The sequence below is a fragment of the Sphingorhabdus sp. genome (genome assembly GCF_046596595.1).
GTDB lineage: Bacteria > Pseudomonadota > Alphaproteobacteria > Sphingomonadales > Sphingomonadaceae > Sphingorhabdus_B.
The window spans coordinates 14235-40815 of sequence record NZ_JBKJMB010000094.1 but is presented as its reverse complement, the minus strand read 5'-3'; the positions used below and the strand labels follow the sequence as shown (position 1 = coordinate 40815).

The following is a 26581-nucleotide window of genomic DNA, read 5'->3' as shown; positions in this document are numbered from 1 at the left end:
TTGCTACTTAGCCTTTCATCGCGTTAGCGAGGGTGTTCAAACGGGTTTTGATTGAGTTGTCGATCATCTGGCTTCCGATTTTAACGGTAAGCCCGCCAAGAAGTGACGGATCAACTTTGGTCTGGATGGCGACGGCGCTGCCGACGCGCGTTTTAAGTGTGGCCAACAATGCTTTGGTCTGCGCTGCGCTCAAGGCGTGGGCGGAGGTAACTTCTGCTGTCACTTCGCCACGATGCGACGCGGCAAGCGTTGCAAAAGCGCGCGCTACTGCTCTTATCTCGTTCAGGCGACGGTTGTGCGCAAGTACGCCCAATGTTTTTGCCGTCAGGGGATCAAGCTTCATTGCCTTTGCAACAGCGGCGATCGCCTTTTTTGCGTCGTCACGGCTGAGGACAGGATTGGTCGTCAGGGACTTAAGGTCAGCCGATTCGAAAACCGCCTGCGCGATGCTGCCCATGCTGTTTTCGACGGCGTCGATTGCTTTCGCGTCGCGCGCCAGCTCGAACAATGCCGTCGCGTAACGGCCAGCAAGACTGGCTTGTATATTAGCGCTTGTGCCGCCGGAAATATCCACGCGTTTTCGTCCTTAAGATGTACGACTGATGTTTTTGCTGACATGCCCGAAAGGTTGCCCTTTCTCAAGCGTCGCCGCGCGCCTAGCAGGGGTTTTGCTGCGATGCAAGATAGGGATTGGCGCTTGGATAAACGTAATCGTCATCCTGAACTTGTTTCAGGATAACAAGCTGCCATACGTGGTATCCTGGAACAAGTTCAGGATGACGGCATGGAGAATCTTATGGGCGAAATGATTCGCATGAAAATGGCGGATGGCGCTGAAATCGGCGTTTATCACGCTGAAGCTGTCGGGACGCGTCGCGGCGGGCTGGTACTTGTGCAGGAAATTTTTGGGGTGACTGACCACATTCGGGAATTATGTGACGAATATGCCGCAGATGGATATGAAGTTCTTTCTCCCGCCATATTTGACAGGGAGCATCCGGGCTTTGAAGCTGATTATACAGGCCCCGATTACACGCGCGCCGTTGAACTTGCACGGGAACTCCATCCGTTTGTGCAATCATTGGATGATGCGCACGTATGCATCGATGCATTAAAGGACAGGGGGCCGGTTTTCATCACGGGTTATTGCTATGGCGGGTCGGTTGCGTGGGCCGTGGCCGGCATCAGCGACGATCTTGCTGCCGCGAGCTGCTATTATGGAAGTCTTGTCCCCACCTTATATGCGGATAAGCCGCCCAAATGCGCTACGATCGCGCATTTCGGGCGCTACGATGCTGGTATTCCCATGGAAGGCGTCGAAGCACTCATCGAAAAGGCACATCCGACAGCGCAGATATTTATCTATGACGCAAATCACGGCTTTAACTCAGATCGGCGAAAGGATTATCACGAACCTAGCGCTGAACTGGCTCGGGAGCGGACAATTGCACTTTTTCGCGCTTGCGGCGGATAGCCATTTTGACGCCGCTGTTAGAACAGCAAATGACCAGTGGGGAATTTCGCCGGCCCAGCGTCTGGAATGACGGCGGCGACGGGGTAACAGTTGAATGGACCGTGACCGAAACCGTACTTGGCCACATGCTGCTGGCTGTGACCGACATAGGGGTGTGCCGACTTTCATTCGATGAAAATGAGACTGCGTTAAGGTACCTGTTTCCCAAGGCCCATATTGTTGTCGGCGGCGCGTCGACAGTTGCGTTGGCGAACGCAGCGGCTCTGACCATTCGTAATCCTGTAAACATCGCGGACATACCGTTGGATGTTCGTGGCACCGCGTTTCAAATGGCCGTCTGGCAAGCGTTACTTGAGATTCCCGTTGGAGAAACGCGAAATTATGCGGAAATTGCTGCTGCGGTTGGAAAGCCAGACGCGGTCCGTGCAGCAGGCGCAGCTAATGGCGCAAATCCGGTTGCGGTGCTGATCCCATGCCACCGGGTCATTCGTTCTAATGGCGGGCTCGGAGGCTATGCTTATGGGCTTGAACGCAAGCGGAGTCTGCTTGAGCGGGAAGCCGGCAGACGTGATTTATTTTCTGTATAAGCAGATAGTTACCAAGATACACAGTTCCCTACGATTGCAAATTTTGGTCAAATACTTGCGGCCAATCATAACATTCTGTTCACCCTTTTTGGGCATATGCGAGGTCGGGGAGCGACCATCGCAAGTGTGCGTGGCGCCCAAAAGGGCCGATAATGCAGTTTTCGTTAGATATCAGTAGTATAAGATTTTTATCGTGTTCGCTTTGAACCCGACGAGATTCCTCTTCGTGGAAAACAGTCCGCGACTGATTTCGAGGTAGAAAATTCTACGTCCGTTCCCAGCCGCGCAAACGGCGAACGGACGGCATTTGCGCTGAGGCGTTTGAACAGGGAATGTTGAAGGGGTTAGATTGACATGTATGATGAATATTATGGGTTAACGGGACGTCCCTTCCAGCTTACGCCTGATCCTTTGTTTTATTTTGAAAGTGCGACACACCGCAAAGCGTTGTCCTATTTGGGCTATGGACTTGCTCAAGGCGAAGGCTTCATTATCATTACCGGCGACGTTGGAGCGGGCAAATCAACGCTTGTCAGTCACCTGATGCAAAGCATCGACCGGGCGAGGATGACGGCGGCAACGATTGTTACCAGTCGGCTTGACGCACATGATATCGTTCAAATGACCGCCGTATCATTTGGCATTGATACAAGAGGCCTCGATAAAGCAGCGTCGTTACGAAGCATCGAAAATTTCCTGCACGCCGAGGCGCGGACTGGACGTCGATGTTTGTTGGTGGTCGACGAGGCGCAAAATCTTTCCATCGATGCATTGGAAGAACTGCGGATGCTCTCCAACTATCAATTGGGTTCGTCGGCGCTGTTGCAGATATTCTTGCTTGGACAGCCCGAGTTTCGCGATCTTGTGCGCGATGCGCCTGAACTCGAACAGTTGCAGCAACGCGTCATTGCGACGCATCACCTCGACCCCATGGATGCAAATGAGGTTGAGCCCTATGTGCTACACCGTTTGGCCCGCGCCGGATGGACCGGAAACCCCAGCTTTTCGCCAGACGCTTTCCCGATGCTATTTGCAGAAACAAGCGGCGTTCCTCGCAAGTTGAACACTATCATGAACCGGGTCATGTTGATGGGTGCGGTGGAACAGGTCAATTTTATTGATGCTGCAGTTGTCTGCGCTGTGGTGGTGGATATGGCAGGGACCCCATTTGCCTATGACGCGCAATTATCCACTGGCATTGTCGAAATTGCCGAACCGCAAAAAGCCCTGGGTGGCGAAGAAACCCCCAAGGAAGACATTCCCGAAGACGTCATCGTTGCGCACACTGAAGAGCAGAGCGAAGTGCCTGATTCGGTGCTTGTGCAGATCGTTGAACCGGATACCAGTTTGCTAACGGCTCTCGAATCCCCGCCTGGTCAAGATGTTCCTGTCGAAGAAATCGATTTGGGCACACGATTGGCTGCGCTGGAGCAACGGGTGGCCGACCAAGATGACGCCCTTCGCCGCGTGCTTGCCACGATGATTGACTGGATGGACAAGGAGGGCAGCGTCGAGGCGCGTTTTCGGCAAAGCAACCGCGCAGCGTGAAACGCGCGTCTGACCGGGATATTTAAGGGTAAAGGGCCCGTACGAAATATAGTCCATCGGGCGGCGCGTTCTCCGCCAAGGCGGACCGGTCAGCGGCGGCCAGCGCGGCTTGCAAGTCCGCTGCTGTCCAACGACCAATCCCTACCGCTACGAGGCAACCGACCATCGACCGGACTTGGTGATGCAGGAAGGACAAGGCCGCCGCTTCAATAATGAGATGCTGTCCCTCCCGCCGCACATTAAGCCGGTCGAGCGTCTTGACGGGGCTGGCTGATTGGCACGCGGTTGAACGGAAAGTCGTGAAATCATGCGAGCCGACGAGGATTTGTGCTGCTGAATGCATGGCGTCGGCGTCAAGATCGGGGCCGACACGCCACACGCGGCCCCTCTCGAGCGTCAACGAGGCGCGCCGGTTTAGGATGCGATATTCATATGCGCGGCCAATGCAGCTGAAACGCGCATGCCAGTCACCGGCGACTTGTTCACATGCCAATATGGCAATCGGGTGCGGCCGCAGATGCGCGTTGATTGCCTCCATCAGGCGAAAGGGTGACAAGTCTTTTTGCACGTCGACATGCGCGCGCATACCAAGCGCATGCACGCCCGCGTCGGTGCGTCCAGCGCTGTAGACCAGTGTCTTCTCGCCGGTTGTCTTGAATATGGCTTCTTCGATTGCGCCCTGAACGGATGGACCGTGGTCTTGCCATTGCCAACCCATGTAAGGACCGCCATCAAATTCGATGGTGAGCGCAAAACGGGTCATATCAGGATCGTACCAACCGGGATTGCTTTGCCGCGCAGGAGGTCTGCTAACGGCATTGCGGGTTTGCCAGAGCGTTGGATAAGCATCGGGCGAATGGCCGTGTCCTGACATGCAATGCTCAGAGCATCGTCGATGACTTCACCTGGCGTACCATTGCCAGCAACGACCGCAGCAGACAGCACGCGATATCGTTCGCCTCCAAATTCAAACCAGGCACCTGGCGCAGGGTTAAAGGCGCGGATTTGGCGTTCGACTGCCACGGCCGACATCGCAAAATCCAGTTTCGTTTCCGCCTTGTCGACCTTCGCTGCATAAGTGACGCCCGCCTCAGGTTGCGGCACGCACGGATATGCATCGATATCAGCAAGAACCCGGACCATCAGTTCAGCGCCAAGCTCTGCCAACTCGGCAGTTAGCGTACCTGTGGTTTTGTTCGCTATTTCGGTTTCAGTGGTAGCGCGGACAGGTCCGGTATCCAACCCTGCCTCCATCTGCATGACCATGACGCCCGTGGTAATATCACCCGCCAGAATGGCTCGTTGCACTGGCGCGGCACCACGCCAGCGGGGCAGCAACGATCCGTGCACATTCAGGCAGCCATATTTAGGCGCGCTCAGAACCGCTTGGGGCAGGATTAGGCCATATGCCGCGACGATGGCGGCATCGAGACCAAGTGCGGCAAAATCGGCCTGTGCGTCCTCCTGACGCAGCGAGAGAGGCGATCGCACGTAGAGGCCAAGTTCCTCCGCACGCTGTTGCACCGCCGAGGGGGTGAGCTTCTTGCCGCGATTGGCAGGGCGGGGTGGCTGCGTGTAGACCGCGATCACTTCATGCCCGGCGGCGACCAGCGCATCGAGCGTAGGCACGGCAAATTCCGGTGTTCCCATGAAGGCAAGACGCATCAATCAATTCCCAAACCTTGTCCCCACGCCAGAAACCGTTCGTGTCGAGCCCAGTCGAGACACCAATAGTCCATGTGCGCATTCGCGGTGTCTCGACGATGCTCGACACGAACGGAACTGTTTACTTGTCGGCGTGCAGCCTTAAAGCGAGGGACATGGCATCGCAAGAAATAGACGCACTGGCACAAGCATTGTCAAAATTACCCGGCCTTGGTCCGCGATCTGCGCGTCGCGTCGTTCTGCATCTGATGAAAAAGCGCGAAAGCGTTCTCCAGCCGCTCTTGCGGGCGTTGGAGCACGTGGAGCAAAGGTTGGTGGTTTGCAGCACCTGCGGCAATATCGACACGGGAAACCCGTGCGGCATTTGCGTTGACCCAAGGCGCGACATCCGCTCCATCTGCGTCGTCGAAGATGTATCAGACCTGTGGGCGCTTGATCGGTCGCGGCTTTTTCCCGGAAAATATCACGTGCTTGGTGGCCGCCTGTCCGCACTTGACGGCGTTCGGCCTGAGGATTTGAACATCGACGGCTTGGTCGCCCGCATCGCGGTTGGCGGCATCGATGAAGTGGTACTTGCCATGAACGCCACGCTTGAGGGGCAGACAACTGCACATTATCTTGCCGAACGGCTTGAACAATTCCCAATTCGCCTCACGCAATTGGCGCACGGCGTGCCTGTGGGTGGCGAACTCGACTATCTCGATGATGGCACGCTGGCGCAAGCTTTGCGGGCGCGGCGTCCTGTCGGTTGATTTATCGCAAGACCGTCCCTATCTGCGACCCATGGCGATATTACCTATTCTTGAAGTGCCCGACCCACGGCTGAAAACCATCTCGAAACCGGTCGAGAGCTTTGGCGATGATTTGAAAGCCTTGGTCGATGATATGATCGAGACCATGTACGCAGCGCCCGGAATTGGCCTTGCCGCCATTCAAGTTGGCATCCCCAAGCGTCTGCTCGTTATTGATTTGCAAGAAGAGGAAACGGAAGGCGAGGAGCCTGTCCGCAACCCGCGCGTTTTTGTGAACCCTGAAATATTGGACCCTTCAGACGACCACAGCGTGTATAACGAGGGGTGCTTGTCGGTTCCTGACCAATATGCAGAGGTCGAACGCCCGGCTCAAATCCGCGCGCGCTGGCAGGATCTTGAAGGTAAAGTCCATGAAGAGACCATGACTGGCATGATGGCAACATGCCTTCAGCACGAGATGGATCATCTTGAGGGCATATTGTTTATCGACCATTTGTCCCGGTTGAAGCGTCAGATGGTGCTTAAGAAAATTGAGAAAGCCCGCAAATTGGGTGGCGGCCATGTTCATGGCGAGCATTGCCACCACTGATCATGGTGCGGTGTCACTCCGGCACGGGCCTGAAGGAGCGAAGGTTCGCTCTGCTACTTTGCAAACTGCGATGGTGCTGGGCTGACGGTGACAAACTTCCCAGCCTGAATCTCCTGCACCTCAAGCATGCGGTCTGACTGCCCGTTGGAGTTGAAGCGGAATGCCCCATCGACGCCGATGAACCCCTGCGGATCCATCAATTGCGATACGGGAAAACGTGTGCCGGGACGCCAGTCGCGGGCAACGCGTGCGACGAGCAACACTGAGTCATAACCAAGGCTCGACAGGCGCAACGGCGGCTTGCCAAAACGTGCGCGGTATTTTGTTGCATATTGGGTATACAGGGTGTCGGATACGCTTGCGAACCACGCCCCATACATATTCGAGCTGCCCGCCAGAGTGCCGTCAATATTCCACAAATCGGTGCCGAGTATTTTCGCGTTACGCAATCCGCTGCGGCGCAGCGCAGGAACGGTTGCAATGGCAGCGCGACCACTGTCAGCGATTAAGACAGCGTCAACGCCACCCATTTGCGCCAAGCGGCGTGCCGCTGCATCGGCCGAAGCTGTCGTCCCGTTGGATTCCTGAATGCTAACAAGCACGCCGCCGGCATTGCGCACCGCAGCCGTCAGGTTCGATTGCGCCCGTTGCCCGTAAACATTGGACGAGACGATGCCGGCAAAGCGGTTATGCCCTTGCGACTTGGCGTAACGCACCACCCGGTCGATGGACTGGTTTGGCAAGTGTCCAAGCAGAAACACATTTTGCCCGGCAACACCGACATCGTTCGAGAAGCTGATGATTGGCACACCCGCTGGCCTTGCGAACGCTGCCGCTTCGACAACATGGTCGCCGCGCAGTGGCCCAAGGATGACCTTGTTACCGTCGGCAATCGCCCGTTTGGTTGCTGCTGCCACACCAAGGCCAGTGTCGTACGTAATCATCCGGATGTTGGTGACTTTGGTATCTGCCAATGCCAATACAGTTGCATTGGCAATTGACTGCCCGACATCGGCGTCTGGTCCCGTGACGGGCAACAACAACGCGACCCGATGCATGCTGTCCATCGGGTCAGCCGTTACAACAGGAGGCGGTCCTTTGCCGCGCGGGATCGCGGCACATGCCGATAGCAGGATGACGGTTGCCAATATCAGCAGCTTTTTGATCTGGCCTGCTAAAGCTTGCGGCCGTGCGCTCGTTGCGGCAATGGTTGCGCTCATTTCGGGTTCCTTGGGAAGAAGCATATACATCGGATGGCTTTCGAATCGGGCTTATATGTCGTCGCGACCCCAATCGGCAACCTTGCAGATATGTCACAACGGGCAATCGATCTGCTGAAAGCCGCAGAAATAGTTGCTGTTGAGGACAGCCGCGTGACTGGCAAATTGTTGCATCATCTTGGCCTGAAGAAAAAAATGCGGCGCTATAACGACCATAGCGGAGAGGTGGAGCGCGAGTCCCTTGTGGCCGCAGCGCGCGGGTCCATTGTGGCTTTGGTATCGGACGCCGGAACACCGCTTATCTCTGACCCCGGATATAAGCTTGTCCGGTCAGCGCGGGAAGCCGGCGTGCCGGTGTTCACGATACCAGGTGCCAGCGCCGTCACGGCGGCGTTGTCGATCTGCGGCCTGCCTACCGACCGTTTCTTGTTTGCAGGTTTTTTGCCAAACAAGGCCAAGGCGCGCGTCGAGACGCTGGTGGAGCTTGGCCAAGTCAGGGCAACTCTGGTTTTCTACGAGGCCGGACCGCGCCTCGCCGCCACTTTGACCGCGATCGCTGAAACTTATGGCAACCGTGAAGTCGCTGTGGCGCGCGAATTGACCAAGAAGTTTGAAGAGGTTGTCACAGGAACCGCGGCTGAACTTGCCGCGCGATATGCAGAGCATGAGCCGAAAGGGGAAATTGTTCTCATTGTGGGCCCGCCCGATGATGATATGGTAACCGAGACCGGCGATGTGGATGCTGCCTTAAAGGATGCCCTCCAAACCATGTCCGCGGCCAAGGCAGCAGGGGCAATTGCCAAGCGTTTCGGCTTGGAACGCAGCGACGTTTATGCACGCGCTACCGAGTTGAAGGCCATATGAACCGCCTTGCGGCAGAAAAGCGCGGCCGTCGCGGCGAAACACTTGCCGCATGGTTCCTGCGCCTTAAGGGCTGGCGTATCGTTGGCACGCGCGTAAAAACGCCGCGCGGCGAAGTGGACCTCATCGCACGGCGGGGCAAAAGCATTGCCTTTGTCGAGGTAAAGGCCCGAACGCACACGCGCGACCTTGCCACCGCGATTGATGCCACAAGATTGCGCCGTGTGGCAGCTGCAGCCGAAATTCTGCTCCCCAAATATGGCAAAAAGTGTGAAAATATGCAGATTGACGTGATTATGGTTGCGCCATGGCGCTGGCCGAACCATTTGCCCAATGTTTGGCACGGATAAGGACAAGCGCATGGCAATAAAAATGGCAGTCCAGATGGACGCGATGGACGGAATCAACATCCACGGCGACTCAAGCTTCGCGCTGATGCTTGCCGGCCAATCGCGCGGCTATGATGTCTGGCATTATGACGTGACGACCTTGACACTGGACGCCAATGACCGACTGACGGCGTGGGCGCATCCGGTGCATGACGTGCAACGTGTTGACGGCGCGCATTACCGCTTTGGTACGCCCCGAAGGATCGATTTGGGGGCGGACATTGACGTCGTGCTGATGCGCCAGGATCCGCCTTTTCACGTCGGCTATATCACCGCTACACATTTGCTTGAGCGCATCGAACATGAGACACTCGTCGTCAACAACCCCGCCAGCGTCCGCAACGCACCCGAAAAGGTGATGGTGTTGGACTATCGGCAATATATGCCGCCGACTTTGATCACCCGCTCGGCCGACGAAGTGCGCGATTTCCAAAAGGAACACGGCGCTGTCGTGGTGAAGCCGCTGCATGGCAATGGCGGCAAGGCTATCTTCCGCATCGATGCCGATGGCACCAACCTTGGCGCCTTGTTCGAAGTGTTCAACAACACCTGGCCTGAGCCACATATGGTGCAGCCATTTCTGCCTGATGTGGCCAAGGGCGACAAGCGCATTGTCATGATTGATGGTGAGATTACTGGCGCAATCAACCGTCGTCCCGGCGAAGGAGAGTTCCGGTCAAATCTTGCGATGGGTGGTAGCGCTGAAGCAACTGAATTGACGCCACGCGAACTGGAAATCTGCGCAAAAATGGGACCCCGGTTGAAAGAACTCGGGCTGGTCTATGTCGGTATTGATGTTATTGGCGGTCAGTGGCTTACCGAAATCAACGTCACATCGCCCACCGGGATCGTCGCGATTGATCGCTTCAATGGCACGGACACACCATCGCGCATTCTCGACGCCATCGAGCGCCGGATTAAGGGTTAAGCTTCATGGAAGACTGGATTATCCGCTTGGTCGAATGGGGCCATTATTGGGGTGTTGCTTTGCTGATGCTTCTGGAAACCATATTTCCGCCGATACCGTCCGAAGTCATCATGACCGTAGCTGGCGTATCATCCGCGCGCGGTAACATGAACCTTGCGGGCACGATTGCGGCGGGAACTGCAGGCGCAATGCTCGGCAACTGGATTTGGTACTGGGTAGCTGTCAAATTTGGCGAAGCGCGAATGCAAATCTTCATTGACCGTTTTAGCCGCTGGTTGACGCTTGATTGGGAAGAAGTGGAGCGGGGCCACAGGTTGTTTCGCAAACATGGTTCAATCATTGTGCTGATCGCGCGCATGTTACCGACGTTGCGGTCACTCATTTCGATACCTGCCGGCCTGTTTGGCATGACTCTTCGGCGCTTTTTGATTTTCTCGACGATTGGAACCGCTGGTTGGACTGCTGCGCTGGCCTGCGCAGGCTATTTCTTGGGGTCTCAGTTCGAAGACGTCGAAAAATGGCTTGGGCCGTTATCGACCTTAGTGATTGCTGGTATCGTCTTGACCTATGTCTGGCGTCTTGCCCGCTGGAACGTCACGCATCCAAAAAAGGCAGCGCCTGCTATGCCCTTGGATGCGAATTCTGATACTCATCCAGAAGCATAGCGGTATCAACGGCTGTATACACCTGCGTAGACGACAGGCTGGCATGGCCCAATAATTCCTGAAGGCTGCGCAAGTCTGCACCGCCTGCCAGTAAATGCGTAGCAAAACTATGGCGCAGGGCATGCGGTGTTGTGCGGTCGGACAGGCCAAGCCGCGTGCGCGCGCCCTGAACCGCGCGGCGCACTAATGCGGGCGACAATGGTCCACCCCGCGCGCCGCGAAACAAAGGCTGGTCGGCACTGGCAGCGTAAGGGCACAATGCGAGATAGTCCTGAATGGCGGTCCTGACTTGCTCCAGCAGAGGAACAATACGCGTTTTATTCCGCTTGCCGGTTACCCGCAACGTCGCGCCAAGCGGCAGGATATCACCATGAAGGCCTGTCGCTTCGCTGACCCGCAACCCGCTGCCATATAGCAGCAAGAGCAAGGCCCAATCGCGTGCCCCGACCCAACCGTCTTTTGCATTTTCGGCGATGTCGTCGGCCAGCGCCAAAACATCGTCCGGATTAACCGGCCGGGGCAGGCTGCGTTGCACGCGCGGTCCTTTCATGGCGGGCAAGGTGGCACTTTCGCCCAAAGCAAAGCGCAAGAAATGTCGCGCGGCAGAGAGTTCGCGCGCTGTTGAACGGTTGGTGAGGCCATCGCCGCGCCGGTCCGCCAGAAATGCCCTGATATCTGCAGTTGAAATTTTATGCAGCGCTTCGCGGTCGACTTCATTGCCCCAGTGCAACTGCAAAAAGCCCGCGAGCCGCTCTGCTGTTGCCTGATAGGCGCGAACACTGTGCGGCGACATCCGACGATTGTCGGTCAGGAACGCATGATATTCGGTGAGCAAAGACGGCATGCGTCTGTGCTATCAGGCGGCGGTCTCCACCTCAACATTTACTATCTGCGGCAGGATAGCGTCGAGCAAGGGCATGCCTTGCGATGTGACGGTTACGTGGTCGCCTGTACGCTGGATAAGACCAAGCTGCGCAATCTTGTCCACCGCAGCGAGATCCAGAAGCTTGTCCGCAGCAACGCCTGTTCGCGCCGATAGCCGATCAAGGCTAATCCCCTCGTTCAAGCGCAGGCCCATCAGCAAGCTCTCCGTCGCGCGGCTCTCGGCATCAAGATGCTCTTCGCTGCTTATGCCGTGCATATTCCGCGCAACGGCAGACAGAAAATTTTCAGGTTTCTTGTGGCGTTGCGTCGCAGAGTTCAACCGACGTCCATGCGCGCCTGGTCCAATGCCGATATAATCATCATATCGCCAATAGCTGAGGTTATGCCGGCTTTCGCTTGCCGTTCGCGCATGGTTGCTGATTTCATAGGCCGGAATGGCCGCGGCTGACGTGATCTGCTGGGTAATTTCATATAATGTGGCTGCGTCGTCGGCGGCGGCGGGGATGAAGTGCCCGGTTCGCACAAGTGTTTCAAACCGCGTGCCCGGCTCAATGGTCAGCTGGTACAGCGACATATGGTCAGTGCCAAAGGACAGAGCGCGCTGAAGCTCTTGTTCCCATTGTCCTGCCGTCTGGTCGGGTCGCGCATAGATCAAATCAATGTTGATCCGGTCAAAATGGCGCTGTGCAATTTCCAGCGCATTAAGGCTTTCCGCGACCGAATGGGCGCGCCCCAGAAAGGCCAAAGCTGCGTCGTCCAGCGATTGGAGGCCAAGCGACACTCGGTTTACACCTGCGGTTGCGAGATCTGCGAACCGGGCAGCCTCCACAGAAGACGGATTTGCTTCAAGCGTTATTTCGATATCATCGGCAAATCCCCAAAGCTGCGCCGCTGTATCGATAAGCGCCGCGACCGTTGAAGGCGGCATTAGCGAAGGCGTACCGCCGCCAAAGAAGATGGATGTGAGCTTTCGATCGGGCGTCAGCTTTGCCTCATAGGCCATGTCCGCTAACAGCGCAGTGCGCCATGCAGCGTCGTCCACGCTTTCGCGCACATGGCTGTTGAAATCACAATAAGGGCATTTCGAAACGCAAAACGGCCAGTGAATGTAGAGGGCGAGGGGGTTTGGCATTTGCTGAGGTGTGTAAGCGTGCAGGCGTGCTCAAAAAACCGCAGCAACGAGCTTGCGAAACGCATCTGCCCGGTGGCTCATCGCATGCTTTTCCTCTGGATCAAGCTCGGCAAAGGTTTCGGTGCGTCCTTCGGGCACGAACACAGGATCATAGCCAAAGCCCAACGTGCCCCTCGGTGGCCAGGTCAGGCTGCCCTGAACGCGGCCTTCAAATATTTCCTCGTGTCCGTCGGGCCACGCAATGGCGAGCGTGCAGATAAAATAGGCGCTTCGATCTGCATTGGGACCAATTTGTGCGAGCTTACCTTCAACCTTGCCCATGGCCATATACCAGTTACGCCCAGCCTCGCCCTCGAACGTTTGGGATTCGGCCCAGTCAGCGGTGTAGACGCCCGGCGCGCCGCCCAATGCCGCGACGCACAAGCCACTGTCATCGGCAAGCGCGGGCAGCCCGGAACCTTGCGCCGACGCATGGGCCTTCAGCAAGGCGTTCTCAGCAAAGCTGGTGCCGGTTTCCTCCGGTTCGGCTAAACCCAGTTCGCCTGCGGAGACAGGCTCTATGCCAAAAGGCGCGAGCAATGCACGGATTTCGCGCACCTTGCCTGCGTTGTGACTGGCGATCACGAGCTTTCCGGGGAGGAGTTTGCGGTGAGTCATTATTGCTCCCTAATGCCTTCGCCTACTTAACCGCCTCGGCCTGTACGGCGAAAATGCGGTCGGTTCCCATGCGTGCCAAGCGAAGCAAACGCAACAAACCTTCTTCGTCATATGTCGCGCCCTCGGCGGTGGCTTGCACCTCGGCAATTTGGCCGCCTTCGATCAGAACGAAGTTGGCATCGGCGTCCGCGGCGGAGTCTTCGATATAATCGAGATCAAGCACTGGCGTGCCTTTGAAGATGCCACAGCTAACGGCTGCAACCCGGCCGCTGATCGGGTCTTCCTTAACTGCGCCAGACGCAAGTAGGCCGTTGACCGCGAGCCGCAATGCTACCCAGGCGCCTGAAATAGCTGCCGTACGTGTGCCGCCATCAGCCTGCAGAACATCGCAGTCGAGGGTAATCTGGTGTTCGCCCAGTTTCTTCAGATCGACGATAGTTCGTAAAGACCGGCCAATAAGCCGTTGGATTTCTTGAGTTCGCCCCGACTGCTTGCCCTTTGCTGCCTCGCGCTGACCTCTTGTGTGCGTGGCGCGTGGCAGCATCGAATATTCCGCCGTGACCCAGCCTTCACCCTTGCCGCGCAGCCATGGCGGGATACGATCTTCAACGCTTGCGGTGACCAAGACGCGGGTATCGCCGAAGCCGATGAGGCAGCTGCCTTCGGCATGTTTGGTAAAATGGGTTTCAATCGAAATGGCGCGCATTTCGTCTGGGGCACGGCCGGATGGACGCATGATCTTCTCCTGATAATGGGTTGGAGGCTGCAATAGCCTGCCCCGCTTGCTTTGCAAGTACGCGGTGCGCTACATCAGTCGGTGTGAGCCAGACACCCATCAATGAACTGAATGACCGCACGCGCATCATCTTTCGGATGGTTGTCGAGAGCTATCTCGACAATGGCGCGCCCGTTGGCTCGCGCACAATCTCCAAATTTGCTGGCTTAAACCTCTCGCCTGCGTCGATCCGCAACGTGATGCAAGATTTGGAGGAGGCTGGCTACCTTGCCTCGCCGCATACCAGCGCGGGCCGGGTACCAACCGAAAGTGGCCTTCGACTTTTCGTCGACGGTATGATGCAGGCTGCTGAACCGTCTGCCGAAGAACAGCGCGCAATTGAATCTCAAATTACGGGCGACGGGCCGATTGAGGAAGCGTTGGCAGCCGCTACATCGGTTCTGTCTGGTTTGTCGGCCTGCGCCGGAATCGTGCTGGTGCCAAAACGCGACGCTGTTTTAAAGGCTTTCAGCTTTGCGCGTCTTTCGCCTACGCAAATGCTCGCAATCATGGTTGGCTCCGATAATAGCGTTGAAAACCGGCTGGTTACAATTGACCCTTCAATTAGCGAATCCATGCTGGTGGAAGCCGCAAATTACATTTCTGCGCGCCTGTCAGGGCTCACATTGTCCGAAGCCTTAGTGCGCCTCGACAGCGAAATTCGTGCGGAAAAGGCCGAACTCGATTCTGCCAGCCAGAAACTTGTCCGTGATGGCTTGGCGATCTGGTCGCTGGACGCAAATGACCGTCCAGTGCTGATTGTCCGCGGGCAGTCAAACCTGATTGACGATGCGGCGGCCGCGGACCTCGACCGCGTTCGGCAATTGCTCGATGAACTGGAAAGCAAAGAGGAGATCGCCCGGCTGGTCGACAGCGCGCGCGAGGCGCAGTCGACGCGGATTTTTATCGGTTCGGAAAATAATCTTTTCTCGCTATCAGGATCTTCGGTGATCGCCGCGCCTTATCGCGAAGCAGGCGGAAAAGTCGTGGGCGTGGTCGGCGTTATTGGCCCAACGCGGCTGAATTACGCGCGGATCGTGCCCATGGTCGACTTCACTGCTCAAGCGCTCAGCCGTTTAATTAAGTGACGCGCGGCTTGATGAAATAAAATTGCTTTCTATATGCGCACAGCAACAAACGGCCACAGCGTCGCAACGTAAATGGGTTAATCAGGTTATGACAAAAAAGACATCAGCAACTGCCGACACGGCGGTGGAAAAAGAACTTGAAGGCGTGCCAGAGCATATGAAGGACGAAACGCCCGAAGTGACAGACACCGCAGAGGCCAAAGTGGCGGCACTTGAAGAAGTGCTCGCAACCGCAAAGCAGGAAGTTTTGTATGCACAGGCAGAAACACAAAATGTCCGCCGCCGGATGGAGAAAGAAGCCCAGGATGCGCGTGCTTATGCAGCCACCGGTTTTGCGCGCGACGTGCTTTCGGTTGCCGATAACCTGACGCGCGCTTTGGAAGCCATTCCGGCCGAAATGCGTGAAAGCGAAGCCATGAAACCGCTCGTCATTGGTCTCGAAGCGACCGGCCGCGAACTGGAGAGCGTGTTTGCCAAAAACGGCATCACCCGCATCGCCTCTATGGGCATGCCGCTTGATCCCAACCAGCATCAGGCCATGGTTGAAATCCCAAGCACCGATGCCGCCGCCGGCACAATCATAGCCGAAATGCAGGCAGGGTACATGATCAAGGACCGGTTGCTGCGCCCTGCTTTGGTTGGGGTGGCGAAGGCGGCGGAGTAAGCTGCCAGCCACAGAAGCCAATCCGCGTCATTGCTGCCTTCGCGGGAGTGACTATATCTGGGCAGTAATGTGCCTTTTGCGGCATCAATAGTTTCGGGGGTGGTCTCGGCGCGGCCTCTCCGCTATCCAGCGCCCCCGATGACCGCAACGGCAATCACGATGGACCGTCAGTCCCCTTGGCGCGATGAGCTTCGCGCGACATTGGTGCTTGCGTGGCCAATGATTTTGTCGAACCTGACGATGATGCTCATTGGCGTGACTGATGTCATCTTGCTTGGTTGGCTTGGCCCGCGTGAATTGGCGGCAGGTGCATTGGGGCATAATCTTGCTATCTTCTGCGCCATTTTCTGCATGGGGTTGGTGACCGCAACGGCGCCAATGATGGCCTCTGAAAAAGGCCGGATGGCACATTCGGTGCGCGATATCAGGCGGACATTCCGGCAGGGCCTTTGGGTCTGCTGTTCGGTCATGGTGCCCGTCTGGGCGTTTTTATGGAATGCAGAAGCGATTCTGCTCGCGACGGGTCAGCAACCAGATTTGGCCGCGAACGCTGCGATTTTTGTCCGCAGCTATATGTGGTCAATTCTGCCTTTTCTGGGTTTTTTGGTGCTGCGCAACTTCGTCGCAGCACTGGAAAAGCCCGTCTGGGCCACCGTGGTTGCCTGCGGTGCGGTCATCTTGAATGCCGTCGTCAACTACGGCCTGATCCTTGGCCATTACGGGTTGCCGCAGCTTGGCCTGTTGGGTGCAGGTATCGGCAGCACGATAACGAACGTCGTCCAATTCACTGTGATGGCGCTCGTGGTCAGCTTTCATCCGAAATTTCGGCGTTATCATTTGTTCGGCCGCTTCTGGCGTCCCGACTGGCGACGCTATCGCGAAATCTGGCGGCTCGGCTTGCCAATTGGCGTGACAATGGGATTTGAAGGCGGCGTGTTTGCGGTTGCCATTTTGCTTATGGGTCTAATCAACGAAGCCTCCGTTGCAGCGCACGCTGTAGCGATCCAGATAGCTTCGTTGACCTTCATGGTTCCCATGGGGCTTGGGCAGGCGGCAACAGTTAGGGTCGGCCTTGCTTATGGTCGCGGTGATGCCACAAGCATTGGCCGAGCCGGGTGGACTGCATTTGTGCTTGGGACAGGTTTCATGGCGGTAATGGCCTTGGGGATTTATCTGTTTCCAGAGGCTTTGATCGGTATCTTCGTTACCCCAGTCGATGCCGAAACGACCCGGGTTTTCAACCTCGCCGTTAGCTTTCTCATGGTTGCCGCGATTTTTCAAATTGTCGACGGCGCGCAAGTGGTCGGCGCTGGAATGTTGCGCGGGTTGCACGATACCAAAGTACCAATGTATTTTGCCGCTTTCGGCTATTGGATCGTTGGCATCGGGATAGGAGCCTGGCTTGCCTTTAAGGCAGGTTGGGATGGCGTCGGCGTCTGGACGGGCCTTGCCACCGGCTTGGCTGTAGTGTCGGTTCTCATGCTGTTTCGCTGGTCGATGCGGGCGCGGCTTGGCCTGCTGCCTTTAGAACGGTAGGACACCGTCATATTGCGACAGCGGCGGCGCCCCTGCGACCTTCGCCCCGTTACGCAAAAGAAAAATATGACGGACAATTTCGCCTTGTTGTTCCAACCCATATTGGGCCAACTTCCATCCGGGCTTCAGGCTGTAATCATATCGGCAAAAGGGATGACGGCGCAGGGGCAGAAATATGCCTTTTTGGTGCTGCCACACATGTACCAGTTCATGAATGAAAAGGCCCTGCAAAACTAGGTCGCGGTCACAAAAATCATCACAAAATAGGTCGCTTTTGGGGTGAAACCACAAATGGCCGTTTGGTGCCATGGTGACGCGCCGTGGTTGAAACCACCAATATTTGCGGTTGTGAATCCGGATGCTGTGATAATTAATCGCGGACCCGAATACAGATTCGGCAAGCGCGCGTTCACGGACGGTTAGGGGTCTTCCAGATTTATGTGGGCCTAACATGATTGTCTTTCACAGGTCTATCCTATCATTCGTCGTCCTGAACTTGTTTCAGGACAACGCATCAATGCCGCCTGTTATCCTGAAACAAGTTCAGGATGACGAAATTAGAAGATAACATTGCGCACGTTCAAAACGACAAGAAGTGGTCGGCAAGCCGTAGCCGGTATTCCATGGCACGAATTACCCATCAATCGCCTTTTTCTCGTCCGGGTCGCTGCCGTCAATTTCCTGAACGCGTGCCTTCACCAATATCCGCACATTGTTTGAAAACAGGAATTCGGTTTCAATAATGCCAAGCCTGCGGGGGATGATATTCACGCCCCACATCATTACGTGCTTGCCGCCTTTTTTGAAGGCGATTTTCTCGCCGGAAGGGACGAGCAGGCGGTCCAGGGGTGCCATTGTTACCGCGCCGGTTTTGGCGTCAACGGTGACATCATGCATTTCGGCGCGGATGGCCGACGGTGAGCTTACCCGCAGCAAGTAGACATCTTCGGGGCCACCATACACGTTAAAATGGAAGGCCGACGGGTTGCTGTCAACCGGCGACAAGGTCAACACGGCTTCTTTCACCTTCAGCTGCGGCGTTGGTCCGCAGCCGACGATAAGGAGCGCTGCTGCTACCGCGCTTGATATGCATATCCGTCGGTTCATAATGTCCTCACATTGCCGCCGCTTATTGTCCAATAGCGGGACCATCCAATACAGAAATACCACTTACTTTTTGTCTATCTACGTGCGCCAAAGTCTTGTGCCAAGAGAATTGGCACCTATATCGCCGCTACAACGTCGTGTCGCGACAAACGCCAGTGCCTGATAGGGCTGGCGCGTGACAGGGCAAGTATAGGTTCAATTTAAAATTTCGGGGTAAGTTTTTATGGCTAAAGTTATTGGTATCGACTTGGGCACGACAAACAGCTGCGTTGCGGTTATGGACGGCGGCAAGCCCAAGGTCATTGAGAATGCAGAAGGCGCGCGGACCACGCCGTCAATTGTGGCCTTTGCTAAAGACGGCGAGCGGCTCATCGGTCAACCTGCAAAGCGCCAAGCGGTTACAAATCCAGAAAGCACAATTTACGCGGTAAAGCGCCTCATCGGTCGCCGCTTTGATGACCCTATGACCAAGAAGGACATGGGCCTCGTCCCCTATGGCATCGTCAAGGGCAAGACCGGCGATGCGTGGGTTAAGGCAGGCGGCGAAGAATATTCGCCATCGCAAATTTCGGCATTCATCCTGCAAAAGATGAAAGAGACGGCCGAAGCCTATTTGGGCGAAACGGTCACCCAAGCGGTCATCACCGTTCCAGCCTATTTCAATGACGCGCAGCGTCAGGCAACGAAGGATGCCGGCCAGATTGCCGGACTTGAAGTGTTGCGGATCATCAACGAGCCGACTGCTGCCGCATTGGCATACGGCATGGATAAGGACGAAAATAAAACCATCGCGGTCTATGACCTTGGCGGCGGTACGTTTGACATCTCGATCCTCGAAGTTGGCGACGGCGTGTTCGAAGTGAAATCGACCAACGGCGACACATTCCTTGGCGGTGAAGACTTCGACAGCGTTCTGGTCGAACATCTGGCAGCCGATTTCAACAAGGCCGAAGGCATTGACCTGACCAAGGACAAACTGGCGCTGCAACGTTTGAAGGAAGCCGCTGAGAAGGCAAAGATTGAACTGTCGTCGACGCAGACGACTGAAGTCAATTTGCCGTTCATTACTGCGGATCAAAATGGTCCGAAGCACTTGGTGAAAACGATTACGCGCGCCGACCTTGAAAAACTGGTCGACGATTTGATCAAGCGTACGCTTGAGCCCTGCAAAAAGGCTTTGGCCGATGCCGGACTTAAATCTGATGCCATTGATGAAGTGGTGATGGTCGGCGGTATGACCCGCATGCCAAAGGTACGCGACGTTGTGAAAAACTTCTTTGGCAAGGAACCCCATACGGGCGTCAATCCGGATGAAGTTGTCGCCATGGGCGCAGCCATCCAGGCGGGCGTGTTGCAGGGCGACGTCAAGGACGTGCTGTTGCTTGACGTGACGCCATTGTCATTGGGTATCGAAACACTGGGCGGCGTGTTCACGCGCATGATTGACCGCAACACGACCATTCCAACGAAGAAGAGCCAGGTCTATTCGACCGCTGAAGACAACCAGAACGCCGTGACTATTCGCGTATTCCAAGGTGAGCGCGAGATGGCTGCGGATAACAAGCTGCTCGGCAATTTCGACCTTGTTGGTATTCCGCCAGCACCGCGCGGCGTTCCGCAGGTTGAGGTCACATTCGACATCGATGCCAACGGCCTCGTTAGCGTGACCGCCAAGGACAAAGGCACTGGCAAGGAACAGCAGATCAAGATTCAGGCATCAGGCGGTTTGTCAGATGCGGATATTGACCAGATGGTCCGTGATGCCGAAGCCTTTGCCGAAGAAGACAAGAAGCGTCGTGAGGCGGCCGAGGCAAAGAACAACGCTGAAAGCCTTGTCCACACCACCGAGAAGCAGCTTGAAGAGCATGGCAGCAAAATTGATGCGGCTTTGAAGGGCGAAATTGAAGCGGCGGTAGCTGAAACCAAGACTGCGATCGAAGGCGGCGATGCCGAAGCCATGAAGGAAAAGGCAACTGCCTTGGCCCAGGTTGCGATGAAGCTTGGCGAAGCGATCTACAAGGAAGAGCAGGCTGCCGGAGCATCGGCAGGTGCAGCATCGGAAGAAGCGCCAGCCGACGACAATGTTGTCGATGCCGAATTCTCCGAAGTCGAAGACGACAAGAAAGACTGATGTTAAAAATTTCCGACCGTCGCAACCGAAACGCAGCGACGGTCGGGAAGCCGGGGGTACTCAGTCATGAATCTCGACATTGATTATTATGAATTATTGGAAGTCGAGCGGACAGCGGACGAAAAGACGCTGAAAACTGCTTATCGCCGGATCGCGATGGAATGCCATCCCGACCGAAATCCCGGCTGCGAAAAATCCGAGGCCAAGTTCAAGGCGATTAGCCAGGCCTATGATGTTCTGAAAGATCCGCAAAAGCGCGCGGCGTACGACCGTTTTGGCAAGGCTGCGTTTGAAAATGGCGGCATGGGCGGGGGCGGTCAGGGCGGCGCTGGCTTTGGAGATTTCTCCGATATCTTCGAAAGCTTTTTCGGTGACGCCTTTGGTGGACGCCAGCGTGGACCTGCACGCGGTGCCGACTTGCGTTATGATCTCGAAATATCGCTCGACGAGGCGTTCCACGGCAAGGACGCCGAAATTACCATCGACGTCGCAACAGCTTGTGGCACATGTGCAGGCAGTGGCGCGACGCCGGGATCAGGCAAGCGTCGTTGCAACCTGTGCGCAGGTCACGGCAAGGTGCGCGCACAGCAAGGCTTCTTCGTTGTAGAACGCACCTGTCCGACCTGCCATGGCCGGGGCGAAGTTATTGAAGACCCATGCCGTGTGTGTGGCGGCGAAGGCCGGGTTGATGAACGCAAGACCATTGCCGTCAACATCCCGCCGGGTGTAGACGAAGGCACGCGTATTCGCGTTGCCGGCAAAGGTGAGGCTGGACCTTATGGGGCGGCTGCGGGTGATCTGTACATCTTCATTCATCTGTCGCGGCACAAAGTTTTCGAGCGCGATGGCACAACATTGTTTTGCCGTGCCCCTGTAAGCTTCACCACAGCCGCGCTGGGAGGCGAAATCCGTATCCCGGGTCTTGATGGGGCGGAGCATATGATTGTCGTTCCAGAGGGCATACAGTCGGGCAAACAGCTTCGTCAGCGCGGGGCCGGGATGCCGGTCCTGCAAGGGCGCGGCCGGGGTGACATGGTCATTCAGATCGATGTGGAAACGCCGTCAAAGCTATCAGCACGTCAAAAGGAAATTCTCCGCGAGTTCCGTGAAACCGAAACAGGTGAAGAATGTCCTCAGTCGACCGGATTTTTCGATAAGCTCAAGGGCATTTGGGAAGGCATCACCGATTAAACGGGTCGCTGGCCAAGCGCGGTTTTAGTATTAATAACTTGTGTCAAAGGAGTTTCTTTATGCGTCATTTATTGGCATCGGCTGCGCTTATTGTTTCCGGTCCTGTGCTTGCTCAGGATCTTTCCAAAGTTGAAATCAAGTCCGAACAGGTCGCGCCGGGCGTGGCTGTGCTGTTTGGCGCTGGCGGCAACATTGGTGTTTCCTACGGCGAAGATGGTACGATCCTGATCGATGACCAGTTCGCCCCGCTGACCGAGAAAATTCAGACCGCCGTTTCCACGCTTGGCGCTCAACCGGTCAAGTTTTTGGTCAACACCCACTGGCATTATGACCATACCGGCGGGAATGAAAATCTTGGTAAGGCGGGCGCGGTAATAATGGCGCACGATAATGTGCGCGTGCGTATGGCAGCGGGTCAGGGCGATCAAAAGCCCAGCGCAAAGGTGGCGCTTCCGGTGGTGACTTACGCAGATGGTCTTAAGCTGCATCTGAATGGCGAAGAAGTGCGCGTTATTCACATGCCGGCGGGCCACACCGATGGTGACTCAATCGTCCATTGGACCAAGTCAAACGTCATTCATATGGGTGACCTGTTCTTTCTGCGCATGAGCTTCCCATTTGTCGACGCAAGCAGTGGCGGCGATGTCCGCGGCGTTATTGCAGCCGCAGATAAAGTACTCGCAATTGCGGATGATCAGACCAAGATTATTCCGGGCCATGGTGCAATGGCCTCAAAGGCGGATTTGCAGCAATATCGCAACATGGTGTCCGAAATTGTTGCCAAGATTGAAACCGGCATCAAGGCTGGCAAAACGCTTGAGCAAATCAAGGCAGACCGGCCAGCGGACGGTTATGGCGTAAAAGCGGATGGTTTCATTACCGCCGATCGTTTTGTCGAAACTGTTTTTAATATGGTGAAATAAGCGTCAGATTTTGCGCTGATCGATCTCGGTGCGAAGCGAATTTATGAGGGGCTGGATATGCGTGAGCCTATCCTGCTCCTCGTCCAATATGGCGTTAAACGCGAGCCGTTTATAACTCTCCACCCGGTCATAACCAAATTCATGCCCCGGCGGCATCGACGACACTATAATGTCGATGAGCCGCTCCGCACCGTGCAGGCGCCCCCATAGATAATCATTCTCGCGGTAGGAACGGCTGAAGAACGCCCCGAAATTGTTAAATTCGATGCCCTTTAATGTCGTGGCCGCGCCACCCTTGCGGATTGAATCACAGTCTTCGGGCGAAATGCGATCCACTTTCACAGGGTCGAATTCGTCAAATCCCTCATCCTGTAACAAGGGCAATGTGGCGATGTCATAAAGCGGATAGCCAAGATACCCAAGCAGCATGGCCCGCCGTGCCTCCAAGGGCAGGGTGAGCAGCGCCTGGCAGAGGATCTTGTCCACTTGGCCATCGGTGCGAACCAGATCGCGCTGAGCGGCAAGATGGTCCATGAGACCGGCTGGATTACTGACGCCTTGCTTTGCAGCCAGGGCGAAGTCAGCCCCTAAAACTTCGGCTGTTTCAAGGTCCAGAAACAGGGCGAGGCATTTGTAAATCGCATCGCGCATCTGCGTTATGGTTTCGCCGGGCACATCAAAAATATTTTCGACTTGTTCGGTCAAATGTCGCGCGAGGAACCGCAGCCGCCGAATGCGAAAACGCAAGTCATGTGCTCTGAAAAACGCTGCCTGACGCGCTTTTTCCTTTCCATTTTGCTGCGTCAAATTGTCGAGGCCGCGCGCAAGGATTTCGGTCCAAAGCGCAGCGCGAAGGTCGCGGAAAAATTCGCGCGATACTTCTGGCAGGCTTCGCCGGGCAGTTGCGATAATGTCGTCAACGACGCCTGCAATCTTCAGGTGGCTGTAAGCGCGGTAGCTAAATCCGGCGGCCACTATCGCTTTTTCTTGGGCGGATTGCTGCCATTTTTGCATCCGGCTGGCAGTCGGCTGGCTCAGAAACCATGTCTTGCCAAGCATCGTTTCGACCGTGGTTTCAACCTCGTTACGCAAGCTGTCGATGACGCGCCGCATCCGCTCAATCCGCTCCGAACGGCCGGTAATCTTTTCAAGACTGTCGCGGATCGGCTGTTCGCGCGGAATATTCGACGTCGCGCCCAATATGGTTGCGAAAAACCCTGGCGGTTTACGCGGCATATCAGCGCTGCCGTCTGCATTGCGCCTGCCAAAACGGAAACTTGGTCGGCCTGGCTTGGGGTCTATGTAGACAAAGCGCCGGTCGACTTCGCGGCGAGCCGGGCGGTTACGCAAGGCTGCGATCGCTTGGTTAAATGGTGCATTGGCCAGGACTGAGCCGTCGATGAGCATGACGTCTTCGGCCGCACCTACGGCAAATTGCTGCGGCAAAATGCGTTTCAAAAATGCATTGCGCCCAAGCCAAGGTATCGCTTCGCGTTGAAGCAACCGGTCGAGTTCCCGGACCGAAAATGGCGGAAATGCCCCCGGAAAGCTGGCCGTTGCGCGCGCCGCGAATATCAGCTCCGCAATTTCGGCAAGGTCGGTGCGTCCGCGTGTTGAAAAATCCACCGTCAGGCGATGTTCGGATTCGGTGACTTCTTCCGGGCTATTGAGGCGGAGCACCTGATCATGCCCGTTGAAGTCGGTCACCGTTACAAACAAATCCAGCGGCTGGTTCGTTGGTAAAAGAGGCGGCTGGGGCTTGCTTGCCGCCATCGCATTCAGCGCGTCGAGCAACAGTTTGGAAAACACATTGCCGCCAAAGGGCGGCGCAAACCAGCGGGCGCGCACAAAACGTGACAGCTTTGTCGCGACTTCTTCCTGCGCTTCCTTTGCAACCGTGCGCTCGACCGCCCCGCCGCGTCGCCGCAATATCATCCAAGCAATTGGTGTTGCCCAAAATTTGGAGAAGCGCGAAAGTGGGCGGGCGTCGGGATCAAGCAGGACATCGACATCCGCCATCTCCAGCCACATATCAGTCAACGGCTCAAGCGATTGGCCGGTGACGATCGCTTGCGACAAAAAAATGCCATTTATTCCGCCCGCGCTGGACCCAGCAATGATGTCAGTTAGCACGCGGAGCTTAATGCCACTGACTCGTGACATTTCCGCAAGCAGGTCGTGATATACTGCTTCGCTGCTGCGATTTGGCGGGGTGCCGTCGTGGAAGGCGCGGCTGGAGCGCAATATGTGCCAGATCTCGCGCGTGACCCCATGCATGTAAATGGCGAGGCTGACCCCGCCATAGCAAATGAGCGCCAGCCTGAGTTCTTTTTCCCGCATCATCAGGGTGTGGCATTACGCCACCGCACACGCAAGCCGCGATATCTGCTTATTATTTCTTGAGTTCTTGATATGTTCTGCTAACTCTCGTTTATGGCAAAAGCGAAGCGTAAATATGTCTGTCAGGCCTGCGGATCGGAATCAAATCGCTGGCAAGGGCAGTGCGACGATTGCGGCGAATGGAACACGTTGGCCGAAGAAGCCAGCGCCACAGTGTTTGAACTGAAGCATCATTTGCATTCCGGAGGCCGTGCGGTTGAGCTGTCTGGATTGAACTCCGACATCAAGCTTCCGGATCGTGCCTCGACGGGCATATCCGAATTTGACCGTGCGTTGGGCGGTGGTCTTGTACCGGGGTCTGCCACTTTGCTTGGCGGGGATCCTGGTATCGGGAAATCGACTTTATTGTTGCAGGCAGCAGCCAATCTGGCACGGCGCGGCCTGTCAGTAGCCTACATTTCGGGCGAGGAGGCGGTCGATCAAGTGCGGCTGCGTGCCCGCAGGCTTGGGCTTGGCGACGCGCCGGTGCAATTGGCCGCTGCGACGTCAGTGCGCGACATATTGACCACGATGGGGCAGGGCGCGCCGCCTGCATTGCTGGTCATCGATTCAATCCAGACCATGCACAGCGATCTGATTGAGGGCGCACCGGGCACCGTCAGCCAGGTGCGGGCGTCGGCGCAGGAGCTTATTCGTTTTGCCAAGGAACGCGGCACTGCGCTGATGCTCGTGGGTCACGTCACGAAAGATGGCACGATTGCTGGTCCACGCGTGCTTGAGCATATGGTGGACACCGTTTTGTCATTCGAAGGCGAGCGCAGCCACCAATATCGAATTTTGCGTGCGTCCAAAAACCGCTTTGGCGGTACCGATGAGATCGGTGTGTTTGCAATGGTTGAAGATGGGCTGACCGAGGTTGGTAACCCAAGCGCGCTGTTCCTGACCGACCGTGCCGAGCAGGTGACCGGAGCGACGGTGTTCCCGGCGCTTGAAGGAACCCGCCCCGTGCTCGTCGAAATTCAGGCACTGACGGTTCGGCTGTCCAGCGGAGCAACACCGCGCCGCGCCGTCGTCGGATGGGACAGCGGCCGGCTTGCGATGATATTGGCGGTGCTCGAGGCGCGGTGCGGCTTAAGCTTCTCGACGGCTGAGGTATATCTCAACATTGCTGGCGGATATCGCATTTCCGACCCCGCAGCCGATCTAGCCGTGGCGGCTGCATTAGTTTCGGCGTTGGCCGAGCGACCTTTGCCATCCGATGCTGTTTTATTCGGCGAAGTTGCCTTGTCCGGCGAGGTCCGCCCGGTAGCACATGGCGCCTTGCGGTTGAAAGAGTCGGCAAAGCTGGGATTTAGCCGGGCGCTGGTACCACCTTCGGTCAAAGGGCAGGCGGGTATTTCAACGCAGGAATTCCGCACGCTTGCCAATCTCGTTGACCATATGCTGGGACGGCCCTAAATCCACTTTGAGACAG

At 56.3% G+C, this 26581-nt stretch carries 26 protein-coding genes and 1 pseudogene; 16 read left to right on the top strand and 11 right to left on the bottom strand.

Features of this window, described 5'->3' with window-relative positions; translation table 11 throughout:
- Positions 1 to 7 precede the first annotated feature (7 nt).
- Positions 8 to 574, bottom strand: coding sequence for a F0F1 ATP synthase subunit delta (locus tag ACLL9E_RS09225; RefSeq protein ID WP_411291441.1), 567 nt, complete (start codon positions 572 to 574; stop codon positions 8 to 10).
- A gap of 222 nt (positions 575 to 796) precedes the next feature.
- On the opposite strand from ACLL9E_RS09225, the gene ACLL9E_RS09220 reads away from it, so the two are divergent.
- The 3 genes and pseudogenes from ACLL9E_RS09220 (at position 797) to ACLL9E_RS09210 (ending at position 3609) form a co-directional block, all read left to right on the top strand.
- Entirely contained in the window at positions 797 to 1474 is a 678-nt protein-coding gene (locus tag ACLL9E_RS09220) for a dienelactone hydrolase family protein (RefSeq protein WP_411291440.1), read from the top strand.
- A 56-nt stretch (positions 1475 to 1530) separates the two neighbouring features.
- Positions 1531 to 2061, top strand: a pseudogene (locus ACLL9E_RS09215) (methylated-DNA--[protein]-cysteine S-methyltransferase); the annotation flags it as partial.
- A gap of 354 nt (positions 2062 to 2415) precedes the next feature.
- Entirely contained in the window at positions 2416 to 3609 is a 1194-nt protein-coding gene (locus ACLL9E_RS09210) for an XrtA/PEP-CTERM system-associated ATPase (protein WP_411291439.1), read from the top strand.
- Between the two features lie 22 nt (positions 3610 to 3631).
- Here the strand turns inward: ACLL9E_RS09210 and truA are convergent, their stop codons facing one another.
- Entirely contained in the window at positions 3632 to 4372 is a 741-nt protein-coding gene (truA, locus tag ACLL9E_RS09205) for a tRNA pseudouridine(38-40) synthase TruA (RefSeq protein WP_411291438.1), read from the bottom strand.
- Complete coding sequence (gene fmt, locus ACLL9E_RS09200; protein WP_411291437.1) at positions 4369 to 5274, bottom strand: methionyl-tRNA formyltransferase; 906 nt, start codon at positions 5272 to 5274, stop codon at positions 4369 to 4371. The genes truA and fmt overlap by 4 nt, the downstream gene beginning before the upstream one ends.
- 155 nt (positions 5275 to 5429) lie before the next feature.
- On the opposite strand from fmt, the gene recR reads away from it, so the two are divergent.
- Positions 5430 to 6026, top strand: coding sequence for a recombination mediator RecR (recR, locus tag ACLL9E_RS09195; RefSeq protein ID WP_411291436.1), 597 nt, complete (start codon positions 5430 to 5432; stop codon positions 6024 to 6026).
- A gap of 31 nt (positions 6027 to 6057) precedes the next feature.
- Positions 6058 to 6615 (top strand): peptide deformylase, encoded by a 558-nt coding sequence (def, locus tag ACLL9E_RS09190; RefSeq protein ID WP_411291444.1) that lies wholly within the window; start codon positions 6058 to 6060, stop codon positions 6613 to 6615.
- A gap of 53 nt (positions 6616 to 6668) precedes the next feature.
- On the opposite strand, the gene ACLL9E_RS09185 is transcribed toward def, so the two are convergent.
- Entirely contained in the window at positions 6669 to 7835 is a 1167-nt protein-coding gene (locus tag ACLL9E_RS09185) for a penicillin-binding protein activator (RefSeq protein WP_411291435.1), read from the bottom strand.
- Between the two features lie 33 nt (positions 7836 to 7868).
- Between ACLL9E_RS09185 and rsmI the strand changes: the two genes are divergently transcribed.
- Genes rsmI through ACLL9E_RS09165 form a run of 4 tightly spaced genes read left to right on the top strand, consistent with a single transcriptional unit; the run spans position 7869 to position 10678 of the window.
- Positions 7869 to 8699 carry a 16S rRNA (cytidine(1402)-2'-O)-methyltransferase gene (gene rsmI, locus ACLL9E_RS09180; protein ID WP_411291434.1) on the top strand — a complete coding sequence of 277 codons (831 nt, stop codon included), beginning with the start codon at positions 7869 to 7871 and terminating at the stop codon, positions 8697 to 8699.
- The gene (locus ACLL9E_RS09175; protein ID WP_411291433.1) at positions 8696 to 9046 is read left to right on the top strand and encodes a YraN family protein; all 351 of its coding nucleotides are present in this window, start codon (positions 8696 to 8698) and stop codon (positions 9044 to 9046) included. The genes rsmI and ACLL9E_RS09175 overlap by 4 nt, the downstream gene beginning before the upstream one ends.
- Before the next feature lie 10 nt (positions 9047 to 9056).
- On the top strand, positions 9057 to 10013 hold the full coding sequence (gene gshB / locus ACLL9E_RS09170) for a glutathione synthase (RefSeq protein WP_411291432.1): 957 nt from the start codon (positions 9057 to 9059) through the stop codon (positions 10011 to 10013).
- 5 nt (positions 10014 to 10018) lie between these two features.
- Positions 10019 to 10678 carry a DedA family protein gene (locus ACLL9E_RS09165; protein ID WP_411291431.1) on the top strand — a complete coding sequence of 220 codons (660 nt, stop codon included), beginning with the start codon at positions 10019 to 10021 and terminating at the stop codon, positions 10676 to 10678.
- Here ACLL9E_RS09165 and ACLL9E_RS09160 read toward each other — a convergent pair.
- The 4 genes from ACLL9E_RS09160 to rph are packed head-to-tail and all read right to left on the bottom strand — an operon-like array spanning position 10635 to position 14088.
- Positions 10635 to 11522, bottom strand: a complete 888-nt coding sequence (locus tag ACLL9E_RS09160; protein WP_411291430.1) for a tyrosine recombinase XerC — start codon at positions 11520 to 11522, stop codon at positions 10635 to 10637. The genes ACLL9E_RS09165 and ACLL9E_RS09160 overlap by 44 nt on opposite strands.
- Before the next feature lie 12 nt (positions 11523 to 11534).
- Positions 11535 to 12695, bottom strand: a complete 1161-nt coding sequence (gene hemW / locus ACLL9E_RS09155) for a radical SAM family heme chaperone HemW (RefSeq protein WP_411291429.1) — start codon at positions 12693 to 12695, stop codon at positions 11535 to 11537.
- 30 nt (positions 12696 to 12725) lie between these two features.
- On the bottom strand, positions 12726 to 13352 hold the full coding sequence (rdgB, locus tag ACLL9E_RS09150) for an RdgB/HAM1 family non-canonical purine NTP pyrophosphatase (protein ID WP_411291428.1): 627 nt from the start codon (positions 13350 to 13352) through the stop codon (positions 12726 to 12728).
- 22 nt (positions 13353 to 13374) lie between these two features.
- Entirely contained in the window at positions 13375 to 14088 is a 714-nt protein-coding gene (gene rph / locus ACLL9E_RS09145; protein WP_411291427.1) for a ribonuclease PH, read from the bottom strand.
- An 83-nt stretch (positions 14089 to 14171) separates the two neighbouring features.
- Here rph and hrcA point away from each other — a divergent pair, with 83 nt between their 5' ends.
- The 3 genes from hrcA to ACLL9E_RS09130 all read left to right on the top strand — a co-directional run bounded on the left by hrcA (position 14172) and on the right by ACLL9E_RS09130 (position 17415).
- The gene (gene hrcA, locus ACLL9E_RS09140) at positions 14172 to 15215 is read left to right on the top strand and encodes a heat-inducible transcriptional repressor HrcA (RefSeq protein ID WP_411291426.1); all 1044 of its coding nucleotides are present in this window, start codon (positions 14172 to 14174) and stop codon (positions 15213 to 15215) included.
- Positions 15216 to 15303: 88 nt separating this feature from the next.
- A complete protein-coding gene (gene grpE, locus ACLL9E_RS09135; protein ID WP_411291425.1) occupies positions 15304 to 15879 on the top strand; it encodes a nucleotide exchange factor GrpE in 576 nt (191 codons plus the stop codon).
- Between the two features lie 138 nt (positions 15880 to 16017).
- The gene (locus tag ACLL9E_RS09130) at positions 16018 to 17415 is read left to right on the top strand and encodes an MATE family efflux transporter (RefSeq protein WP_411291424.1); all 1398 of its coding nucleotides are present in this window, start codon (positions 16018 to 16020) and stop codon (positions 17413 to 17415) included.
- Here ACLL9E_RS09130 and ACLL9E_RS09125 read toward each other — a convergent pair.
- Positions 17404 to 17868 (bottom strand): vgr related protein, encoded by a 465-nt coding sequence (locus tag ACLL9E_RS09125; protein ID WP_411291423.1) that lies wholly within the window; start codon positions 17866 to 17868, stop codon positions 17404 to 17406. The genes ACLL9E_RS09130 and ACLL9E_RS09125 overlap by 12 nt on opposite strands.
- A 180-nt stretch (positions 17869 to 18048) precedes the next feature.
- Positions 18049 to 18522, bottom strand: a complete 474-nt coding sequence (locus ACLL9E_RS09120) for a copper chaperone PCu(A)C (RefSeq protein WP_411291422.1) — start codon at positions 18520 to 18522, stop codon at positions 18049 to 18051.
- A 223-nt stretch (positions 18523 to 18745) separates the two neighbouring features.
- Between ACLL9E_RS09120 and dnaK the strand changes: the two genes are divergently transcribed.
- From dnaK to ACLL9E_RS09105, 3 genes are all read left to right on the top strand, one after another.
- A complete protein-coding gene (gene dnaK, locus ACLL9E_RS09115) occupies positions 18746 to 20653 on the top strand; it encodes a molecular chaperone DnaK (RefSeq protein ID WP_411291421.1) in 1908 nt (635 codons plus the stop codon).
- A 66-nt stretch (positions 20654 to 20719) separates the two neighbouring features.
- Positions 20720 to 21844, top strand: a complete 1125-nt coding sequence (gene dnaJ, locus ACLL9E_RS09110) for a molecular chaperone DnaJ (protein ID WP_411291420.1) — start codon at positions 20720 to 20722, stop codon at positions 21842 to 21844.
- 59 nt (positions 21845 to 21903) lie between these two features.
- Entirely contained in the window at positions 21904 to 22767 is an 864-nt protein-coding gene (locus tag ACLL9E_RS09105) for an MBL fold metallo-hydrolase (protein ID WP_411291419.1), read from the top strand.
- 3 nt (positions 22768 to 22770) lie between these two features.
- Here the strand turns inward: ACLL9E_RS09105 and ACLL9E_RS09100 are convergent, their stop codons facing one another.
- Positions 22771 to 25107, bottom strand: a complete 2337-nt coding sequence (locus ACLL9E_RS09100; protein ID WP_411291443.1) for a patatin-like protein — start codon at positions 25105 to 25107, stop codon at positions 22771 to 22773.
- 93 nt (positions 25108 to 25200) lie between these two features.
- Between ACLL9E_RS09100 and radA the strand changes: the two genes are divergently transcribed.
- Positions 25201 to 26565, top strand: coding sequence for a DNA repair protein RadA (gene radA / locus ACLL9E_RS09095; protein WP_411291418.1), 1365 nt, complete (start codon positions 25201 to 25203; stop codon positions 26563 to 26565).
- Positions 26566 to 26581 lie beyond the last annotated feature (16 nt).